Genomic DNA, 15,500 nt, shown 5'->3' with positions numbered 1-15,500 from the left:
CAATATTGGCCGCGAGGTCGATTTACGAAGGACGAGCCTGAGGGAAAAGCGCGAAATGCGGCGACACCGAGGAAAACCTACGCCTCTTCAGGCGCTTCGCTCACTCGGTGCTTCTTCTCGTGGATAAGCGGGATTATTGATCTTGGTATCTATCAGTGCAATTTTATCGAGGTGAGTATGTCCACGTCTGCACAAGTTCTGAACGAATACCTGACAGAGGTGAATGCAAATGCATCTTCCAATGAAAAATTTTTATCAGCGGCTGCGAGATATCTAAATTATAGTGGCGATAATTCTACCCTTCGAGCTTTAAATTTCACCTACTCGGCTGTATCCAATCTTATTCATGATTTCGATAGGCTGAACCTTGATGAAGATAGAAAGGGTGCTTTGATGCGGCGTGTAACGCCCTTCAATGGCTTGCTTGATTTTAGCCACATGCATTTCGATATAAATAGTGCCCGTAACAACTTTTTAAAGCCGGACGTTCTGAATGGTCTTACAAGTTTACACGTAGCAATGCGCACGGAGATAATAAGGCCGGATCTGCCACAGGATCTTTATGATGATGCTAAGAAAATAGAGAAATCGGCAGTTGAAGTCGAAAACTGGGACGTCTCGGACGACGTTCGCGTCGCAGTCAGCGACAGTCTTGTGAAAGTCTCTAAAGGTATTAAAGAGTACGACGTTCAGGGTGGCAGCGCAGTTGCGGAAAGCTTTCGTGAGTTTATTGGCGTAATATTTCTTTCAAGTGATAGGCTTGGCAAATTACTTCAAGTTCAGCGCCAAGAGTTAAAGCGGGCAATTGCTCTCGTCTGGACGGCAATGGAGAAGATTTCCAAATTTGATAAATACGTCGATTCGTTTATGTCCTTGGCGCATAAGGCGAGCAAGCTGATTGGGCATCTTTAGTCTCGAAATTCAGGACTGCCGTAGCTCTTCCAGATGCGCCTGCGCCGATTTCAGATCGGCGCGGAACTTCTCGGTCTCGTCGTCGCGCAGCGCCGGATCGGGCAGGCGCAGCAGGTAGGAGGGGTGGACCGTCAGGAACACCGGTACGCCCTCGGCGGTCTCCTCGACCGTGCCGCGCCGCGACAGGATTCCCTTTCGCGAACCGGTCAGGCTCTCGGCGGCGGTGCCGCCCATCGACAGGATCAGTTTCGGGCGCACCAGTTCGATCTCGGACTGCAGCCAGAAGCGGCACGCCTTGATCTCGCCGGTGTTCGGGTTCTGGTGAATGCGCCGCTTGCCCTTGGGCGCGAACTTGAAATGCTTCACCGCATTGGTGACGAAGGCGCGGCTGCGGTCGATCCCGGCCTCGCGGGCGATCCGGTCGAACATCTGCCCGGCGGGACCGACGAAGGGCCGGCCCGCCAGATCCTCCTGATCGCCGGGCTGTTCGCCCACCACCATCAGATCGGCGTCGCGCGGGCCTTCGCCCGGCACCGCCTGCGTCGCGTTCTCGTAGAGCGGGCAGCGGGTGCAGGCGTTCTCTTCTGCCCGAAGCTGATCGAGATCATCGGCCATCGCGCGCACAACGCTAGGTGCGGCAAGCCGTTCCGTGATCTTCGCGGCACGCAGGGGCGGAAGGGTAGGGGCCGCGGCTTGCATCGCCTCGGCCCGCGCCCCGGCGCTCGCGATCATCTCGGGGATATGCCGCGCCTCGGGCAGGTTCTTCCAGTACTTCTTGGGCATCTCCGACATCATCGCCCCGACCTTGAGCCGAGCGGGGTTGAAGATGTTGCGGAAATAGGTGCCCCAAAGCTCTTCGGTCGCGTCCTCGGGGATGTCCGGCTTGGGCTGCCCCTCGGCGAATCCCAACTCGCCGTTCTCGAATATCGCCGTGAGGTCCGGCGTCGCGATTATCCAGTCCATGTCGGAGAAGCGGCGCGCGAAGAAGGGGGCGGTGGGCTCCAGCGTAAAGTGCGTGGGCTCGAACCAGGCGGCGAAGCGACGGCGCGGCAGATCGCGCGCGCCGATCTCGCGAAATCGCACGAAGGCGGTCATCTTGTGCCGGTCGCGATGCACCGCCTTTTCCATGGAGCGCAGCTTGGCCAGGGCGACGTCCCCGCGATCTTCCATCAACCCTTTCTCGGATCTCAGGCGCCACAGTATCGCGTAGAGCCGGGCGAAGCGTTCGGGATCACGGTGCCAGACCACCGAGCCCGCCAGCGACACGAAATCGCGCGGCACCTTGAGGGTGGCGCGCGTCTGCGCGACCTGTTCCGGTGCCTGTGCGAAGAGATCCTCTTCGGCCGCGCCCCGGCTCCACGTCACCTCGTCCGGGGGCACGCGCCGCGCGACCAGCCCCCGCGCGGCGTTGCGCCAGGCCTTGTCGGTTCCGGTATGGGGCAGGGCGACGTGCGGCATGGGCCCGAAACGTCAGAACAGCGACAGCTGTTCCGGCTGCGGCGCGAAGCGCGCCGCGAGGTCCGGCGCGTCGAGCAGCGCGCCGGGCGTCCAGTCCGCGAGCGTCACGAAAGGCCGGGCGTTCTTCATGTTGGCCCCCATCCGCACCAGATCGTCCCAGCGCAGCCGGCGATGCCGCCTTGCCGCGATGATCCGGCCCACCGTCTTGGCCCCGAAACCCGGCACCCTGAGCAGAGCCTCGCGATCGGCCCGCATCGGATCGACCGGAAAGGCGTGACGATTGCGCAGCGCCCAAGCGAGCTTGGGATCGATCGCGAGGTCGAGATTGCCATCCGTCCCGGCGGTGATCTCGCCCGCATCGAAGCCGTAGAACCGCATCAGCCAATCAGCTTGGTAGAGCCGATGCTCCCGCATCAATGGCGGCTTGATCAGTGGCAGCTTGGCCGTGGCGTCGGGGATCGGCGAGAAGGCCGAATAATAGACTCTTTTGAGCCCGTAGGAGGAGTAGAGCCGGGTCGACTGGCCGAGGATCGTCGCGTCGTTCGACCCGTCGGCGCCGATGATCATCTGCGTCGATTGGCCGGCGGGCGCGAAGCGCGGTGGCCGTTTGCCGGTGTGGCTCTTGTCCTTCGCCGCCTCCTTGCGCATCCGCACGCCGGCCATCGCGCGACGGATCGTGTCGGGCTTCTTCTCGGGCGCGTATTGCGTCACGCTCGCGTCGGTCGGCATCTCGACATTGATCGAGACCCGGTCGGCATAGAGCCCCGCCTGTTCGATCAGTTCCTCGCTCGCCTCGGGAATGGTCTTGAGATGGATGTAGCCGCGAAAGCTCTCCTCGAGACGCAGTTTCTTGGCGATCCGGACCATGTCCTCCATCGTCTTGTCCGGGCTCTGGATGATGCCCGAGGACAGGAACAGCCCCTCGATGTAGTTGCGCCGGTAGAACTCCAGCGTCAGCTTCACCACCTCGTCGACGCTGAAGCGCGCGCGCTCGGTGTTGGACGACACCCGATTCACGCAATAGGCGCAGTCGAAGATGCAGAAATTCGTCATCAGGATCTTCAAGAGACTGATGCAGCGCCCGTCCGGCGCATAGGCGTGGCAGATGCCCGACCCTTCGGTCGAGCCGAGACCCTTGCCGTCCTTGGAGTTGCGCTTCGCCGTCCCCGAAGACGCGCAGGAGGCGTCGTAGCGGGCGGCGTCGGAAAGGATGGCGAGCTTGCGTTCGAGGCTGTGCGCTGTCATGTCGTTCAGCTAATGTTCCACCCTTTCCGCAACAAGGTGACCCGGCTGCGACAGGTTGTCCACCTGCGTCTTTCCGCTAGCTCGGCCGCATGAGCGCCTTCGACGTGATACCGGACATCCATGCCGACCCGGGTCGGCTGGAACGCAGCCTTGACGCTGCGGAGCCCGGCGCGCGTCTGGCGCTGCTCGGCGATTTCATCGATGCGCTGCCGGGGCAGGCGGCCGTGTCCGACCGCGCGGTGCTGGGGCGGGTTCGCGATCTGGTCGAGACGGGCCGCGCGGTGGCGGTCATGGGCAATCACGAGTTGAACGCGATCCTGTTTCATCGGCTGGGCAAGGACGGTGCGGCGCTGCGTCGCCACAACGCGCGCAACATGGCCCAGCATCGCAGCTTCGTGGCCGATTTCGGAATCATGACGCCGGAGGCGCTGGGCTGGACCGACTGGTTCCTGACGCTGCCGCTTTGGCTGGAGCGGGACGGCCTGCGTCTCGTTCATGCCTGCTGGAGCGCCCCGGCGGTCGAAACCATCGCGGCACGTCGCCCCGACGGCCGCCTGCGACCCGAGGACCTGCCCGAGATCGCGACCCGCTCCAGCCGCTTCGGCCGGGCGGTGCAGATGCTGGTGACCGGGCCCGAACTGACCCTGCCGGTGGGGCACGTCTTCACCGACAGCCACGGCGCGCTGCGTCACCGCGTGCGCCTTGCATGGTGGCGCCATGGCGCGGCGCGCTGGCGCGAGGCGGCACTGTCGGTGCCCCGCCCCGAAGAGCTTCCCGACGCCCCGCTACCGCACCGTCCCAACTTCGCCTTCTACGACCACGAGGCACCACCGGTGCTCTGCGGCCACTACAAGATGCAGGGTGCGCCGCGCATCGAGGCGCATAACGTCGCCTGCCTGGACTATCCGGCCAGCCCCTGCCTCTACCGCTGGCGCGGCGATAGCCGGTTGAGTCCCGCGCATCTGGCGACCCTGGACGGCTGATCCCAGATTTCCGCCACGGAGCGGATTTCGCCCTTGTTTTCGCTTCCGCCGCCGCATAGACACACCGGCGGAGACGTGGCCGAGTGGTCGAAGGCACACCCCTGCTAAGGGTGCAGGCGGGAAACCGTCTCGAGGGTTCGAATCCCTTCGTCTCCGCCACTTTCTTCCAATTAATCGCTGAGTTTTGCTGCGTATGCATGAACTGCGACGCGCGTCAGGGCATGCGTTTGCCGCATGGCGGCATTGACTGGCATCCCGGCGGAAACGGGGCCATTTGGGGGGTGCGGGCGATGAGGCCCGCCGATGTTCCCAATGAGCCGAAGATGACCCAGATCGTTCGCTATACCCACCCGACTCAAGCCCAGATGGAGGCCGTTCTGGCCGAGGCGCGCCAGATGCGCTCCGACATGATCGCGCGCCTGTTCCATGACGTCGCCGCGAAGCTGCGCGGCGTGCTCGGCGGCGGCAAGGCACCCGCCGCGGCCTGATCGCGTATCGGCGGAGCGGCGTGAGGCCGCTCCGCCGCGCCTGATCTCAGGCGGCCATCCGGGATGCGAGCGCGGCGCGCAACTCGGCGACGCGGGGCTTTACGCGCGACACCGCCTCGGCCTTGACCGGACCGAAACCGCGGATCTCCATCGGGGCGGACAGCAGCGCCCGGCAGGTGTCGAGATCGGCCCCCGACGCCGCGGCGCAATCGCTCATTACCTCCTCAAACCAGCCGATCAGTTCGCGCTCCATGCGCCGCTCGGCGGTGTGGCCGAACGGGTCGAAGGCGCTGCCCCGGAGCCGCTTCAGCCGTGCCAACGCGCGAAAGCCGGGTCTGATCCAGGCGCCGAAAGCGCGCTTGCGCGGGCGGCCGCGACTGTCGCGGCCCAATGGCAGGAGCGGCGGTGCGAGATGATGCTTCACGGTGAAATCGCCGTCGAACTCCGCCTGTAGCGCCTTGGTGAAGCGGGGTAGGCTGTGCAGCCGGGCCACCTCGTACTCGTCCTTGTAGGACATCAGCTTGAACAGCGATTTTGCGGCAAGGCGGGTCAGTTCCTCGGCTTCCTCCGCGGGACGGGCAAGGCTCTTGCAGAAGTGCGAAAGCCGGTCGCGGTAGCGCTGCGCCCAGGCCGCGTCCTGATAGTCCTCGAGAAAGGCGGCGCGGCGGTCGATCAGCCGCTCCAGCGGCTCTTCCCCGGCGGGCGCCTGACCCAGTGCCTCCCGCAGCAGCTCGGGGCGCGCCGCGAGCAGGCGGCCATAGGCCAGCGCCATGCGGTTCTTCTCGATCGCGACGCCGTTCAATTCGACCGCCTGCTCCAGCGCCGCGAGGCTCACCGGGACCATGCCGCACTGCCAGGCATGGCCCAGCATGATGACGTTGGAGAACACCGCGTCGCCCAAGAGCGCCTCGGCGACGGCGTTGGCGTCGAAGGCGTCGAGCTTGTCGGCCCCCACCGCCGCGGCGATCGCCGCCTCTCGCGCATCGACCTTCAGATCGGCGTCGCGGTGCAGCACCAGATCGCCGGTCGGCATCTCAGCGCGGTTCAGCACCACGCGCGTGCCACGGCGGTAGCACACGCTCGCCTTGGGCGATGACGATGCGACGATGTCGCAGGCGATCACCGCGTCGGCCGTGCCCGCCTCGATCCGCACCTGGTGGATATCGTCGGGGCTGCGGGCAAGGCGGATGTAGCTCAGCACGGTGCCGAATTTCTGCGCAAAGCCGGTGAAGTCGAGCACGCTCGACCCCTTGCCCTCGAGATGCGCCGCCATGGTGATCAGCGCGCCCACGGTGACGACGCCGGTGCCGCCGACGCCCGAGATCAAGAGCTCGTAGGGCTTCGACAGGGCGGGCAGGGTGGGCATCGGCAGATCGGCGGCCAAAGCCAGAGCGTCGATCCCCGCGCCTTCGCGCTTCTTGCGGGTCGCGCCCTCGACGGTGACGAAGCTGGGGCAGAAGCCTTCGAGACAGGAGAAGTCCTTGTTGCAGCTCGACAGGTTGATCTTCCGCTTGCGGCCGAACTCGGTCTCCTTGGGTTCGACGCTCAGGCAGTTCGAGGCGACCGAGCAGTCGCCGCAACCCTCGCAGACCAGCTCGTTGATATAGGCGAAGCGCTTGGGGTCCTCCATCGTGCCGCGCTTGCGGCGGCGGCGCTTCTCAGTGGCGCAGGTCTGCTCGTAGATGAGAACCGTGACGCCGGGGATCTCGCGCAGTTCGCACTGAATCCGGTCGAGATCGCGGCGATGGTCGATGGTGGTGCCCTTCGGGAAATCGGCGTGATCGAACTTCAGCGGGTCGTCAGAGACCAGCGCGATCCGCTCCACCCCCTCGGCGCGGCAGGACTGGGCGATGCCTTGCACGCTGACGGGGCCGTCCACCGGCTGGCCGCCGGTCATGGCGACGGCGTCGTTGTAGAGGATCTTGTAGGTGATGTTGGCCCGCGCCGCGACGGCCTGACGGATCGCAAGGCTGCCCGAGTGGTACCAGGTGCCTTCGCCGAGGTTCTGGAAGATGTGGCGGCCGCCATTGAACTTCGACGCCGCGACCCAGGGCACGCCTTCGCCGCCCATCTGCGCGTAGCCCAGCGTTTCGCGATCCATCCATGACGCCATGACGTGGCAACCGATGCCCGAATTCGCCTGGCTGCCCTCGGGCAGCTTGGTCGAAGTGTTGTGAGGGCAGCCCGAGCAGAAATAGGGCGTGCGGGTCGCGCCGGGGATCGACAGGATCGGTGGCGGTGTCTCGGTGAGCGCCCGCGCCTTGGCCGGAAAACCCTCCTCGGGAAACAGCTTGTCGAGCCGCTTCGCGAGGGCGGGCAGCAGCACCTTGGGCGACAGCTCCCCGGTCCAGGGCAGCAGCGGGTTGCCCGGCCCGTCGAACTTGCCGACCATGCGCGCGGGCTTGTGGCCGGGCCAGTCGTAGAAATATTCCTTGAGCTGGCTTTCGATGATGCCGCGCTTTTCCTCGACGACGAAGACCTCCTGCTTTTCCTGCACGAAGTGGAGCGCGGCCTTGCGCGCCAGCGGCCAGACCATGCCGACCTTGTAGACGTCGATCCCGAGGCGGCGGCACTCGGCCTCGTCGAGGCCAAGCAGCCGCAGCGCCTCCATCAGGTCGAGATGGCCCTTGCCGGTGCTGACGATGCCGAAGCGGGCGTCGGGGATGCCATAGATCGCGCGGTCGATCGGGTTGGCCTCGGCAAAGGCCTGCACGGCGGCAAGCTTGTGCTGCATCCGTGCCTCGATCTCGGGGCTGGGCAGGTCCGACAGGCGCACGTGGAGCCCGCCTTGGGGCGCGGTGTAGTTCGGCTGTGCAAAATCGCGCGGGGGGAGAAGCTCGACCGACTGGCCGCTTTCGACCGTCTCCGAGACGGCCTTGAAGCCGACCCAGGTGCCGGAAAAGCGTGACAGCGCGAAGCCCCATTCGCCGAAGGGGAGGTATTCGGCGACCGAGGCCGGGTTCAGCACCGGCATGAACCACGCCATGAAGGCGACGTCGGATTGATGCGACATCGACGACGAGACGCAGCCATGATCGTCGCCCGCCACCACCAGAACGCCGCCCTTGGGTGACGAGCCATAGGCGTTGCCGTGCTTGAGCGCGTCGCCGGAGCGATCGACGCCCGGACCCTTGCCGTACCACATCGAGAACACGCCCTCGACTTCGGCACGCGGGTCGAGCGCGAGCTGCTGCGCGCCCAGAACCGCGGTGGCGCCGAGGTCCTCGTTCACGGCGGGCAGGAACTCGATGCGATGCTCTTCGAGCTGCGTCTTGCCGCGCCACATCTCCATGTCGAGCGCGCCCAGGGGCGAGCCGCGATAGCCGGAGACGAAACCGGCGGTGTTCATGCCTTCGGCTCTGTCGCGCCGGGCCTGATCGAGCATGATGCGCACCAGCGCCTGCGTGCCGGTCAGGAACACGCGCCCCTCGGTGCGCCTGTAGCGGTCCGACAACTGGTAGCTGCGGAAGCTGTGCGATTGATCTGTCATGGCGGAGTCCTCCCCGACTCTGGCTTGCTCCACTGTGGACCCGGCACGGTGGATATTGCTTTCAGTTTCGCGCGACTGGCGCTAGTTTGCGGAACGCCGTTTCATGCGGCCGCCTGTTCTCGGAATGAAATGGTCACATCTCTCGATCCTGCCGACATCCGTATCCTTGCCGCCTTGCAGGAGGATGGCCGGCTGTCGAATGCCGATCTGGCGGAAAAGGTCGGCATGTCCGCCTCCTCCTGCTGGCGCCGGGTGCGGGCGCTGGAAGAGGCCGGGGCGATCGAACGTCCCGGGGTCAGGCTCAATCCCGAGGCCTGCGGGCTGACGTTTCAGGCGATCGTGCATGTCAGCCTCGTGCGTCACGAGATGCGGCCCGTGGAGGATTTCATCCGCGCCGTTCAGTCGCGGCCCGAGATCCAGGAATGCTACGCCACGACCGGTCAGGCCGATTATCACCTGAGGGTGCTCTGCCGCGACCTTGCTGCCTACAACGCGTTTCTCGAACAGTTCCTGTTTCGCCAGCCGGCGGTGGCCAGTGCGCAGACCAACATGGTGCTGCGTGCGGTCAAGACGCGCGGCGTGTTGCCGCTCTAGCCGGTCGTCACCTCTGCGGCGTGGCGAGGTATTTCGGATCGTAGGCCGGGGCCTCGATCCGCCGCCGGCCCTCCTCGGCGCGGGGCAGGGGGTCGCAGGCCACGAGCTTTTCCCCCGCCTCCGCCGCGAGCCGGGTGTAGATCGCGGTGCCTTGGCTTTTCCACGCGACCTCTTCCTCGGTCAGCTCGCGGGTCACCTTGGCGGGCATGCCGACCACCATCGAGCGCGGCGGGATCTGCATCCCGGCCTTCACGAAGGCCAGCGCGGCGACGATGCTTTCCGCCCCTATGACCACGTCGTCCATGATCACCGCGTTCATGCCGACCATGGCGTTCTCGCCGACCCGGCAGCCATGCAGCACCGCGCCATGCCCGACATGGCCGCGTTCCTCGATCACCACGTCCTTGTTCGGAAAGGCGTGCATGACGCAGGTTTCCTGCAGGTTGGCGTTGGCCCCGACGACGACCCGGCCGAAATCGCCACGCAGGATCGCGCCGGGGCCGACATAGGCGCCGGGGCCCACATGCGCGTCACCGATCAGCACCGCTTCGGGGTGGACGAAGGCCGAAGCGTCCACCACCGGCACGACGCCGTCATAGGCATAGACCTTGGCCATCAGAGGTCGCGCTGTTGCTTGGCGACCAGTGTCAGCACGTCGTATTGCGCCACCACCTCGGCGTCGTCGCGCAACACGGTGCAATCCCAGCGGACCTCGCCGTAATCGTCGGTCTCGCGCGGGTTGATCTGCTTGGCGGTGAGCTGGACGCGCAAGCTGTCGCCCGCGTTCACCGGGGTCATGAAGCGCAAGGAATCGACGCCGTAATTGGCGAGCACCGGGCCTTCGTCGGGCTGCACGAAGAGGCCCGCGGCGAAGGAGACGATCAGGTAGCCATGCGCGACGCGGCCCTCGAAGAACGGGTTCCGCTGGGCCGCTTCCTCGTCCATGTGGGCGTAGAAGGTGTCGCCGGTGAAGTTGGCGAAGTGCTCGATGTCCTCGAGCGTGACCTTGCGCGCCTCGGTGACGACGGTGTCGCCGATCTCCAGCTCCGCGAGCGACTTGCGGAACGGGTGGACGTCCGTCTCGCGGCGGGTCGCGCCCGGCATCCACTGGCCGATGACGGCGGTGAGTTGGTCGGGCGTGCCCTGCAGCGCCGTTCGTTGCATGAAATGCTTCACGGCGCGCATGCCGCCCAGCTCCTCGCCGCCGCCCGCGCGGCCCGGGCCGCCATGCACCATCTGCGGCAGGGGCGAGCCGTGGCCGGTGGAGGTCTTGGCCGAGCGGCGGTTGCCGAACAGCACCCGGCCATGCAGCTTGGCGATGCCGCGGCCCAGCGTCTTCGCGACCTCGGTGTCGTCGGTGAAGACCGAGGCGACCAGCGAGCCTGCGCCCCGATTGGCGATCTCGATAGCCTCGTCGAGGCTGTCATAGGGCATCAGCGTGCAGACCGGGCCAAAGGCCTCGATCTCGTGCGGAGCCTTGGCGGTCAGCGGTGCGTCGCAAACCAGCACGCAGGGAGACACGAAGGCGCCTTTCTCCGGCACCGGCCCCGGCGCGATGGCGATGCGGGCCTCGGCACCGATCGCCTCGACGGCACGATGCACCTCCTCGACCTGATCGGTCGAGGCCAGAGCGCCCATGCGGGTGGCGGCGTCACCGGGATGGCCGATCACCGTCTTCTCGATCCGCGCCCGCAGCGCCTCGACCGCCGGTTCGACCAGTGCGCGCGGCAGGATGGCGCGGCGGATCGCGGTGCATTTCTGGCCCGCTTTGGCGGTCATCTCGCGATGCACTTCCTTGACGAACAGCTCGAATTCCGGGCTATCGGGTGTGGCATCTTGACCAAGAATGCAGGCGTTGAGGCTGTCGGCCTCGGCGGTGAAGCGCACAGCGTTCTCGATGATCGCGGGCGTGTTGCGCAGCTTGCGTGCGGTGGCCGCCGAGCCGGTGAAGGTCACCACGTCCTGGCAGGTGACGCGGTCCAGAAGGTCGCCGGTGCGGCCGCAGATCAGTTGCAGCGCGCCTTCGGGCAGCTCGCCGGTTTCCAGCATCAGCCGCACGCAGGCCTCGGTGAGATAGGAGGTCTGGCTCGCGGGCTTCACGATGGCGGGCATGCCGGCGAGCCAAGTCGGGGCGAGTTTCTCTAGCATGCCCCAGACCGGGAAGTTGAAGGCGTTGATGTGGATCGCCACGCCTTCGAGCGGCATCAGCACGTGCTGACCGATGAAGCTGCCATCCTTCGACAGGATCTCGGGGTTTCCGTCGGGGATGACATGCGCATTGGGCAGCTCGCGGCGGCCCTTCGAAGCATAGGAGAGCATCGTGCCGATGCCGCCCTCGATATCGATCCAGCCATCCGAGCGGGTGGCGCCCGTCGCAGTGGAGATCGCGTATAGCTCCTCCTTGCGCTCCATCAGCGCCAGCCCGAGGCGCTTCATCATCATCGCGCGCTGATGCGTCGTCATCTCGCGCAAGGCCGGGCCGCCGACCTCGCGGCCGTGGCGCAGCATCTCTTCCATGTCGATGCCGGTGGCGTCGACCCGGGCGACCGGATCGCCGGTCGCGGCATCGGCGACGATCTGGCCCTCGCCGGTGCCGGCCTGCCAGCGGCCGGCAACATAGGACTCGAGGCGGCGCGGCTCGGTGGGAATGGCGTCCAGCATGCTCAGTGTCCTTCGTATTCGATGGTGATCTCGTCCGAGAGCGGCAGGCACTGGCAGGTCAGCACCAGCCCGTCCGCCACCTCGTTGTCCTCGAGCGCGTAGTTCTGCATCATCTCGACCTCGCCGGACTTCACCCGGCCGATGCAGGTCGAGCAGACCCCGGCCTTGCAGGAGAAGGGCGCGTCGATGTCATGCTCGCGCGCCGCGTCGAGCACCGACTGGCCGCTACGCGGCATCTGGAAGCTGCGCGACACGCCGTCGAGGATCACGGTGGCGCGGATCATGTCGCCGCTCTCGCGCGCGGCTTGGGCAGCTTGCCGCATCTTGGCGCGGCCCGGCTGGGCGGCGCCGAACAGCTCGAACTTGATCCTGTCCTTGGGCATGCCCGCCTCTTCGAGCGCGGTGGCCACGTCCTTCATCATCGCCTCGGGGCCGCAGATGAAGGCCATCTCGGCCTTCGGGCTGACCCATGGGCCGAACAGCGCGTGGCATTTCTCGGCGTCGATCCGGCCCGAGAACAGCTCGATCTCCTGCGCCTCGCCCGAGAAGACATGCACCACGTTCAGCCGGTCGAGATAGCGATCCTTCAGGTCGCCGATCTCGCGCTTGAACATCACCGAAGACAGTTGCCGGTTGCCATAGACCAGCGTGAAGCGGGCGGCGTCGGAGCCGGCAAGGATGCTCTTGGCGATCGACAGCACGGGGGTGATGCCGGAGCCGGCGGCGAAACCGAGATAGTGCTTCTCGCCCGCCTCCTCGGGGGCGTGAAAGCGGCCCTGTGGCGGCAGCGCGTCGAGCGTGTCCCCGACCTTCAGCTCGTGCTTGGCAAAGCTCGAGAACGCCCCGCCATCGACCTTCTTGATGCCGACCCGCAGCCCCTCCTCGGGGGTGGCGCAGATCGAGTAGGAGCGGCGCAGCTCCTCGCCGTCGAAATCGCGGCGGAAGGTGAGGTATTGGCCCGGGCGAAACCGGAACTTGTCGCAGTCGCCCTTCGCGGGGGCGAGCGAGACCACCACGGCGTCGCGGGTGTCGTGGTCGATGCCGGTGACGGTCAGCGGATAGAACTCTTGCATCAGATCGCCTTGAAATAATCGAAGGGCTCGCGGCAGTCGCGACAGCGGAACTGCGCCTTGCAGGGGGTGGAGCCGCGCGCCGCGATCGCCTCGGTGTTCTCCGAGCCGCATAGCGGACAGGCGGCGCTTTGGGCCGAGAGCATGCCCGCGCAGTTGGCGGCATTCAGCTGCGGCGGCGCGATGCCGTAGTCGAGCAGCTTCTGCCGGCCCTCGGGGCTGATCCAGTCGGTCGACCAGGGCGGCGACATGCGACGGCGCACCTCGACCTTCTCCAGGCCCCGCTCGCGCAGCGCCGTCTCGATGTCGAGCGCGATCACCAGCGTTGCGGGACAGCCCGCATAGGTGGGCGTGACGTCGACGACCAGCGTGTCATCCTCCCAACCCACGTCGCGGACGATGCCGAGATCGACCACCGAGATCGCCGGGATCTCGGGATCGGGGACCTCGCCCAGCCAATCGCGCACGGTGTCAATGTCCGGGCGCATCGCGCTCACCAGCGAGCGTCGGGGTAGCTGCGCGGAATCGACTGCATCTCGGCGAGGATGTAGCCCATCGTCTCGGTATGGATGCCGCTGCGGCCGCCGGTGCGGGCGTGGCCGTTCTCGGGGATCGCCAGCGTCGCGCGCTCCAGCGTCGCCGCGGTCTCGGCGTCGAAGGCGCGGCGCACCCGGTCGAGATCGGGCAGCACGCCCTGCTCGGTGAGCATGGCCTCCACTTCGTCGGTCGCCATCAGGTCGGCGGCATAGGGCCAGAGCGCGTCGAGCGCCGCCTGCATCTTGGCGTGGCTTTCCCCGGAGCCGTCGCCCAGACGCACGATCAGGTCGCGCGAGCGGTCGATATGGTAGCGCACCTCCTTCACGGATTTCTGCGCCAGCTCGCGGATCGCCTCATGGCCGCTCTCGCACAGCGCCTCCTGCATCGGCAGGTGCCAGGCGTCGAACAGGTATTGCCGCATCAGCGCATGGGCGAAATCGGTGTTGGGACGCTCGACCAGCTGCGCGTTGAGGAACTGCCGCTCGGTGCGGAAGAAGGCGAGATCGTCGGGGGTGCGGCCGCGGCCCTCAGCCTCTGCCGCGATCTCGTACCAGAGCTGGGTCTGGCCGATCAGGTCGAGCCCCATATTGGCGAAGGCGATGTCTTCCTCAAGTACCGGCGCGTGGCCGCACCAAGCCGCGGTCTGCTGGCCGAGGATCAGCGTCGTGTCGCCCATCCGCAGACAGAAGGTGACGAGCGGGTCCATCACATCGCCCCCACATCGTCGGGGATCTCGAAGAAGCTCGGGTGGCGGTAGACCTTGGATTTCGGCGCGGCGAAGTTCTGCTCGGCGGTGTCCGGATCGAAGGCGGTGATCTTGGCGGATTCGACCACCCAGATGCTCATGCCCTCGTTGCGCCGCGTATAGACGTCACGCGCGTTCTTCAGCGCCATCTCGGCGTCGGGCGCGTGCAGGCTGCCGACATGCCGGTGCGACAGCCCGTGCTGACCGCGGATGAAGATCTCCCACAGGGGCCATTCCTTGCTCATGCCGCTCACTCCGCCGCGATGGTCTGTTGTTTCTCGGCATGGGCGATCAGCCCGTCGCGATACCACGCGCCGTCGTCCCAAGCCTTGTTGCGCGCCGCCAACCGGTCGCGGTTGCACGGGCCGTTGCCCTTGAGCACCTCGTAGAACTCGGACCAGTCCGGCTCGCCGAAATCGTAGCCGCCCTTCGCCTCGTTCCAGGCGAGGTCGGGGTCGGGAACGGTGAGGCCCAGCCATTCGGCCTGCGGCACGGTCTGGTCGACGAACTTCTGGCGCAGCTCGTCATTGGTGTTCTGCTTGATGCCCCACTTCATCGACTGCTCGGAATGCACCGAGTCCTTGTCGGACGGGCCGAACATCATCAACGAGGGCCACCACCAGCGGTTCAGAGCGTCCTGCGCCATCGCCTTCTGGTCGTCGGTGCCCTGGCAGAGCTGGCGCATGATGTCGAAGCCCTGACGCTGGTGGAAGCTCTCTTCCTTGCAGACGCGGATCATCGCGCGGGAATAGGGGCCGTAGGAGCAGCGCTGCAGCGGCACCTGATTCATGATCGCGGCACCGTCCACGAGCCAGCCGACCGCGCCGATATCGGCCCAGGTCAGGGTCGGGTAGTTGAAGATCGAGGAATACTTGGCCTTGCCCGACAAAAGCTGCGCGGTCATCTCGTCGCGGCTGATCCCCAGCGTCTCGGCGGCGCAGTAGAGGTAGAGCCCGTGACCGGCCTCGTCCTGTACCTTGGCCAGAAGGATCGCCTTCCTTTGCAGCGACGGCGCGCGGGTGATCCAGTTGCCCTCGGGCAGCTGACCCACGATCTCGGAATGCGCGTGCTGGCTGATCTGGCGGATCAGCGTCTTGCGGTAGCCCTCGGGCATCCAGTCATTGGCCTCGATCCGCACGCCGCGATCGATCTTCTCCTGAAACTCGCGGTCCTTCTCGGAGGTCTCGGCGGCCCCGGTCTCGACGAGCTGTGCGTACATGTCGGATCTCCTGCGGCTTGCAACGAGTCGGTTCCCGCACGGGATTCATCGACTCTCCCGAATTATGTGACACGTGATGTGGCACATTTCAAGTCACA

At 65.9% G+C, this 15,500-nt stretch carries 14 protein-coding genes and 1 tRNA gene; 5 read left to right on the top strand and 10 right to left on the bottom strand.

What is annotated here, in order from left to right; all coding sequences use genetic code 11:
* Positions 1-171 precede the first annotated feature (171 nt).
* The gene (locus tag ACRAQ3_RS10955; RefSeq protein WP_432254643.1) at positions 172-912 is read left to right on the top strand and encodes a hypothetical protein; all 741 of its coding nucleotides are present in this window, start codon (positions 172-174) and stop codon (positions 910-912) included.
* Between the two features lie 9 nt (positions 913-921).
* Here the strand turns inward: ACRAQ3_RS10955 and ACRAQ3_RS10950 are convergent, their stop codons facing one another.
* Together ACRAQ3_RS10950 and ACRAQ3_RS10945 are read right to left on the bottom strand one after the other, a co-directional pair.
* Positions 922-2,370, bottom strand: coding sequence for a UdgX family uracil-DNA binding protein (locus ACRAQ3_RS10950; protein WP_432254642.1), 1,449 nt, complete (start codon positions 2,368-2,370; stop codon positions 922-924).
* 12 nt (positions 2,371-2,382) lie between these two features.
* Entirely contained in the window at positions 2,383-3,615 is a 1,233-nt protein-coding gene (locus ACRAQ3_RS10945) for a putative DNA modification/repair radical SAM protein (protein ID WP_269396062.1), read from the bottom strand.
* 89 nt (positions 3,616-3,704) lie between these two features.
* Between ACRAQ3_RS10945 and ACRAQ3_RS10940 the strand changes: the two genes are divergently transcribed.
* The 3 genes from ACRAQ3_RS10940 (at position 3,705) to ACRAQ3_RS10930 (ending at position 5,086) form a co-directional block, all read left to right on the top strand.
* Positions 3,705-4,598 carry a metallophosphoesterase gene (locus tag ACRAQ3_RS10940; protein WP_432254641.1) on the top strand — a complete coding sequence of 298 codons (894 nt, stop codon included), beginning with the start codon at positions 3,705-3,707 and terminating at the stop codon, positions 4,596-4,598.
* A gap of 69 nt (positions 4,599-4,667) precedes the next feature.
* Positions 4,668-4,757: transfer RNA gene (locus ACRAQ3_RS10935), tRNA-Ser, on the top strand.
* Positions 4,758-4,921: 164 nt separating this feature from the next.
* A complete protein-coding gene (locus ACRAQ3_RS10930; protein ID WP_269396060.1) occupies positions 4,922-5,086 on the top strand; it encodes an RSP_7527 family protein in 165 nt (54 codons plus the stop codon).
* A 46-nt stretch (positions 5,087-5,132) separates the two neighbouring features.
* Here the strand turns inward: ACRAQ3_RS10930 and ACRAQ3_RS10925 are convergent, their stop codons facing one another.
* Positions 5,133-8,576, bottom strand: a complete 3,444-nt coding sequence (locus ACRAQ3_RS10925) for an indolepyruvate ferredoxin oxidoreductase family protein (protein ID WP_432254640.1) — start codon at positions 8,574-8,576, stop codon at positions 5,133-5,135.
* A 129-nt stretch (positions 8,577-8,705) separates the two neighbouring features.
* Between ACRAQ3_RS10925 and ACRAQ3_RS10920 the strand changes: the two genes are divergently transcribed.
* Positions 8,706-9,170, top strand: a complete 465-nt coding sequence (locus tag ACRAQ3_RS10920) for an Lrp/AsnC family transcriptional regulator (RefSeq protein WP_269396058.1) — start codon at positions 8,706-8,708, stop codon at positions 9,168-9,170.
* Between the two features lie 7 nt (positions 9,171-9,177).
* Here ACRAQ3_RS10920 and ACRAQ3_RS10915 read toward each other — a convergent pair whose 3' ends face one another.
* The 7 genes from ACRAQ3_RS10915 to paaA are packed head-to-tail and all read right to left on the bottom strand — an operon-like array spanning position 9,178 to position 15,402.
* Positions 9,178-9,786, bottom strand: a complete 609-nt coding sequence (locus ACRAQ3_RS10915) for a transferase hexapeptide repeat family protein (protein ID WP_432254639.1) — start codon at positions 9,784-9,786, stop codon at positions 9,178-9,180.
* Entirely contained in the window at positions 9,786-11,831 is a 2,046-nt protein-coding gene (paaZ, locus tag ACRAQ3_RS10910; protein ID WP_432254638.1) for a phenylacetic acid degradation bifunctional protein PaaZ, read from the bottom strand. Before paaZ ends, ACRAQ3_RS10915 begins: the two co-directional genes overlap by 1 nt.
* 2 nt (positions 11,832-11,833) lie before the next feature.
* A complete protein-coding gene (locus tag ACRAQ3_RS10905; RefSeq protein ID WP_432254637.1) occupies positions 11,834-12,904 on the bottom strand; it encodes a 2Fe-2S iron-sulfur cluster-binding protein in 1,071 nt (356 codons plus the stop codon).
* Positions 12,904-13,389 carry a 1,2-phenylacetyl-CoA epoxidase subunit PaaD gene (paaD, locus tag ACRAQ3_RS10900; RefSeq protein ID WP_432254636.1) on the bottom strand — a complete coding sequence of 162 codons (486 nt, stop codon included), beginning with the start codon at positions 13,387-13,389 and terminating at the stop codon, positions 12,904-12,906. The genes ACRAQ3_RS10905 and paaD overlap by 1 nt, the downstream gene beginning before the upstream one ends.
* Before the next feature lie 5 nt (positions 13,390-13,394).
* Positions 13,395-14,144, bottom strand: coding sequence for a 1,2-phenylacetyl-CoA epoxidase subunit PaaC (paaC, locus tag ACRAQ3_RS10895; RefSeq protein WP_432254635.1), 750 nt, complete (start codon positions 14,142-14,144; stop codon positions 13,395-13,397).
* Positions 14,144-14,428 carry a 1,2-phenylacetyl-CoA epoxidase subunit PaaB gene (gene paaB / locus ACRAQ3_RS10890; RefSeq protein ID WP_269396053.1) on the bottom strand — a complete coding sequence of 95 codons (285 nt, stop codon included), beginning with the start codon at positions 14,426-14,428 and terminating at the stop codon, positions 14,144-14,146. The genes paaC and paaB overlap by 1 nt, the downstream gene beginning before the upstream one ends.
* Positions 14,429-14,433: 5 nt before the next feature.
* The gene (gene paaA / locus ACRAQ3_RS10885; protein WP_269396052.1) at positions 14,434-15,402 is read right to left on the bottom strand and encodes a 1,2-phenylacetyl-CoA epoxidase subunit PaaA; all 969 of its coding nucleotides are present in this window, start codon (positions 15,400-15,402) and stop codon (positions 14,434-14,436) included.
* Between the last annotated feature and the right edge of the window lie 98 nt (positions 15,403-15,500).

The sequence above is a fragment of the Limimaricola sp. AA108-03 genome (assembly GCF_050847355.1).
Taxonomy (GTDB): domain Bacteria; phylum Pseudomonadota; class Alphaproteobacteria; order Rhodobacterales; family Rhodobacteraceae; genus Limimaricola.
Note: the sequence above shows the minus strand (reverse complement) of the source record. Positions and strands in the feature narration are given on the sequence as shown.

What these genes read in the sequence shown, in the direction of transcription:
- ACRAQ3_RS10950 (WP_432254642.1), bottom strand. Translation starts at nt 2,370, where the DNA reads ATGCCGCACGTCGCCCTGCCCCATACCGGAACCGACAAGGCCTGGCGC.
- ACRAQ3_RS10945 (WP_269396062.1), bottom strand. Translation starts at nt 3,615, where the DNA reads ATGACAGCGCACAGCCTCGAACGCAAGCTCGCCATCCTTTCCGACGCC.
- ACRAQ3_RS10940 (WP_432254641.1), top strand. Translation starts at nt 3,705, where the DNA reads ATGAGCGCCTTCGACGTGATACCGGACATCCATGCCGACCCGGGTCGG.
- ACRAQ3_RS10930 (WP_269396060.1), top strand. Translation starts at nt 4,922, where the DNA reads ATGACCCAGATCGTTCGCTATACCCACCCGACTCAAGCCCAGATGGAG.
- ACRAQ3_RS10925 (WP_432254640.1), bottom strand. Translation starts at nt 8,576, where the DNA reads ATGACAGATCAATCGCACAGCTTCCGCAGCTACCAGTTGTCGGACCGC.
- ACRAQ3_RS10920 (WP_269396058.1), top strand. Translation starts at nt 8,706, where the DNA reads ATGGTCACATCTCTCGATCCTGCCGACATCCGTATCCTTGCCGCCTTG.
- ACRAQ3_RS10915 (WP_432254639.1), bottom strand. Translation starts at nt 9,786, where the DNA reads ATGGCCAAGGTCTATGCCTATGACGGCGTCGTGCCGGTGGTGGACGCT.
- paaZ (WP_432254638.1), bottom strand. Translation starts at nt 11,831, where the DNA reads ATGCTGGACGCCATTCCCACCGAGCCGCGCCGCCTCGAGTCCTATGTT.
- ACRAQ3_RS10905 (WP_432254637.1), bottom strand. Translation starts at nt 12,904, where the DNA reads ATGCAAGAGTTCTATCCGCTGACCGTCACCGGCATCGACCACGACACC.
- paaD (WP_432254636.1), bottom strand. Translation starts at nt 13,389, where the DNA reads ATGCGCCCGGACATTGACACCGTGCGCGATTGGCTGGGCGAGGTCCCC.
- paaC (WP_432254635.1), bottom strand. Translation starts at nt 14,144, where the DNA reads ATGGACCCGCTCGTCACCTTCTGTCTGCGGATGGGCGACACGACGCTG.
- paaB (WP_269396053.1), bottom strand. Translation starts at nt 14,428, where the DNA reads ATGAGCAAGGAATGGCCCCTGTGGGAGATCTTCATCCGCGGTCAGCAC.
- paaA (WP_269396052.1), bottom strand. Translation starts at nt 15,402, where the DNA reads ATGTACGCACAGCTCGTCGAGACCGGGGCCGCCGAGACCTCCGAGAAG.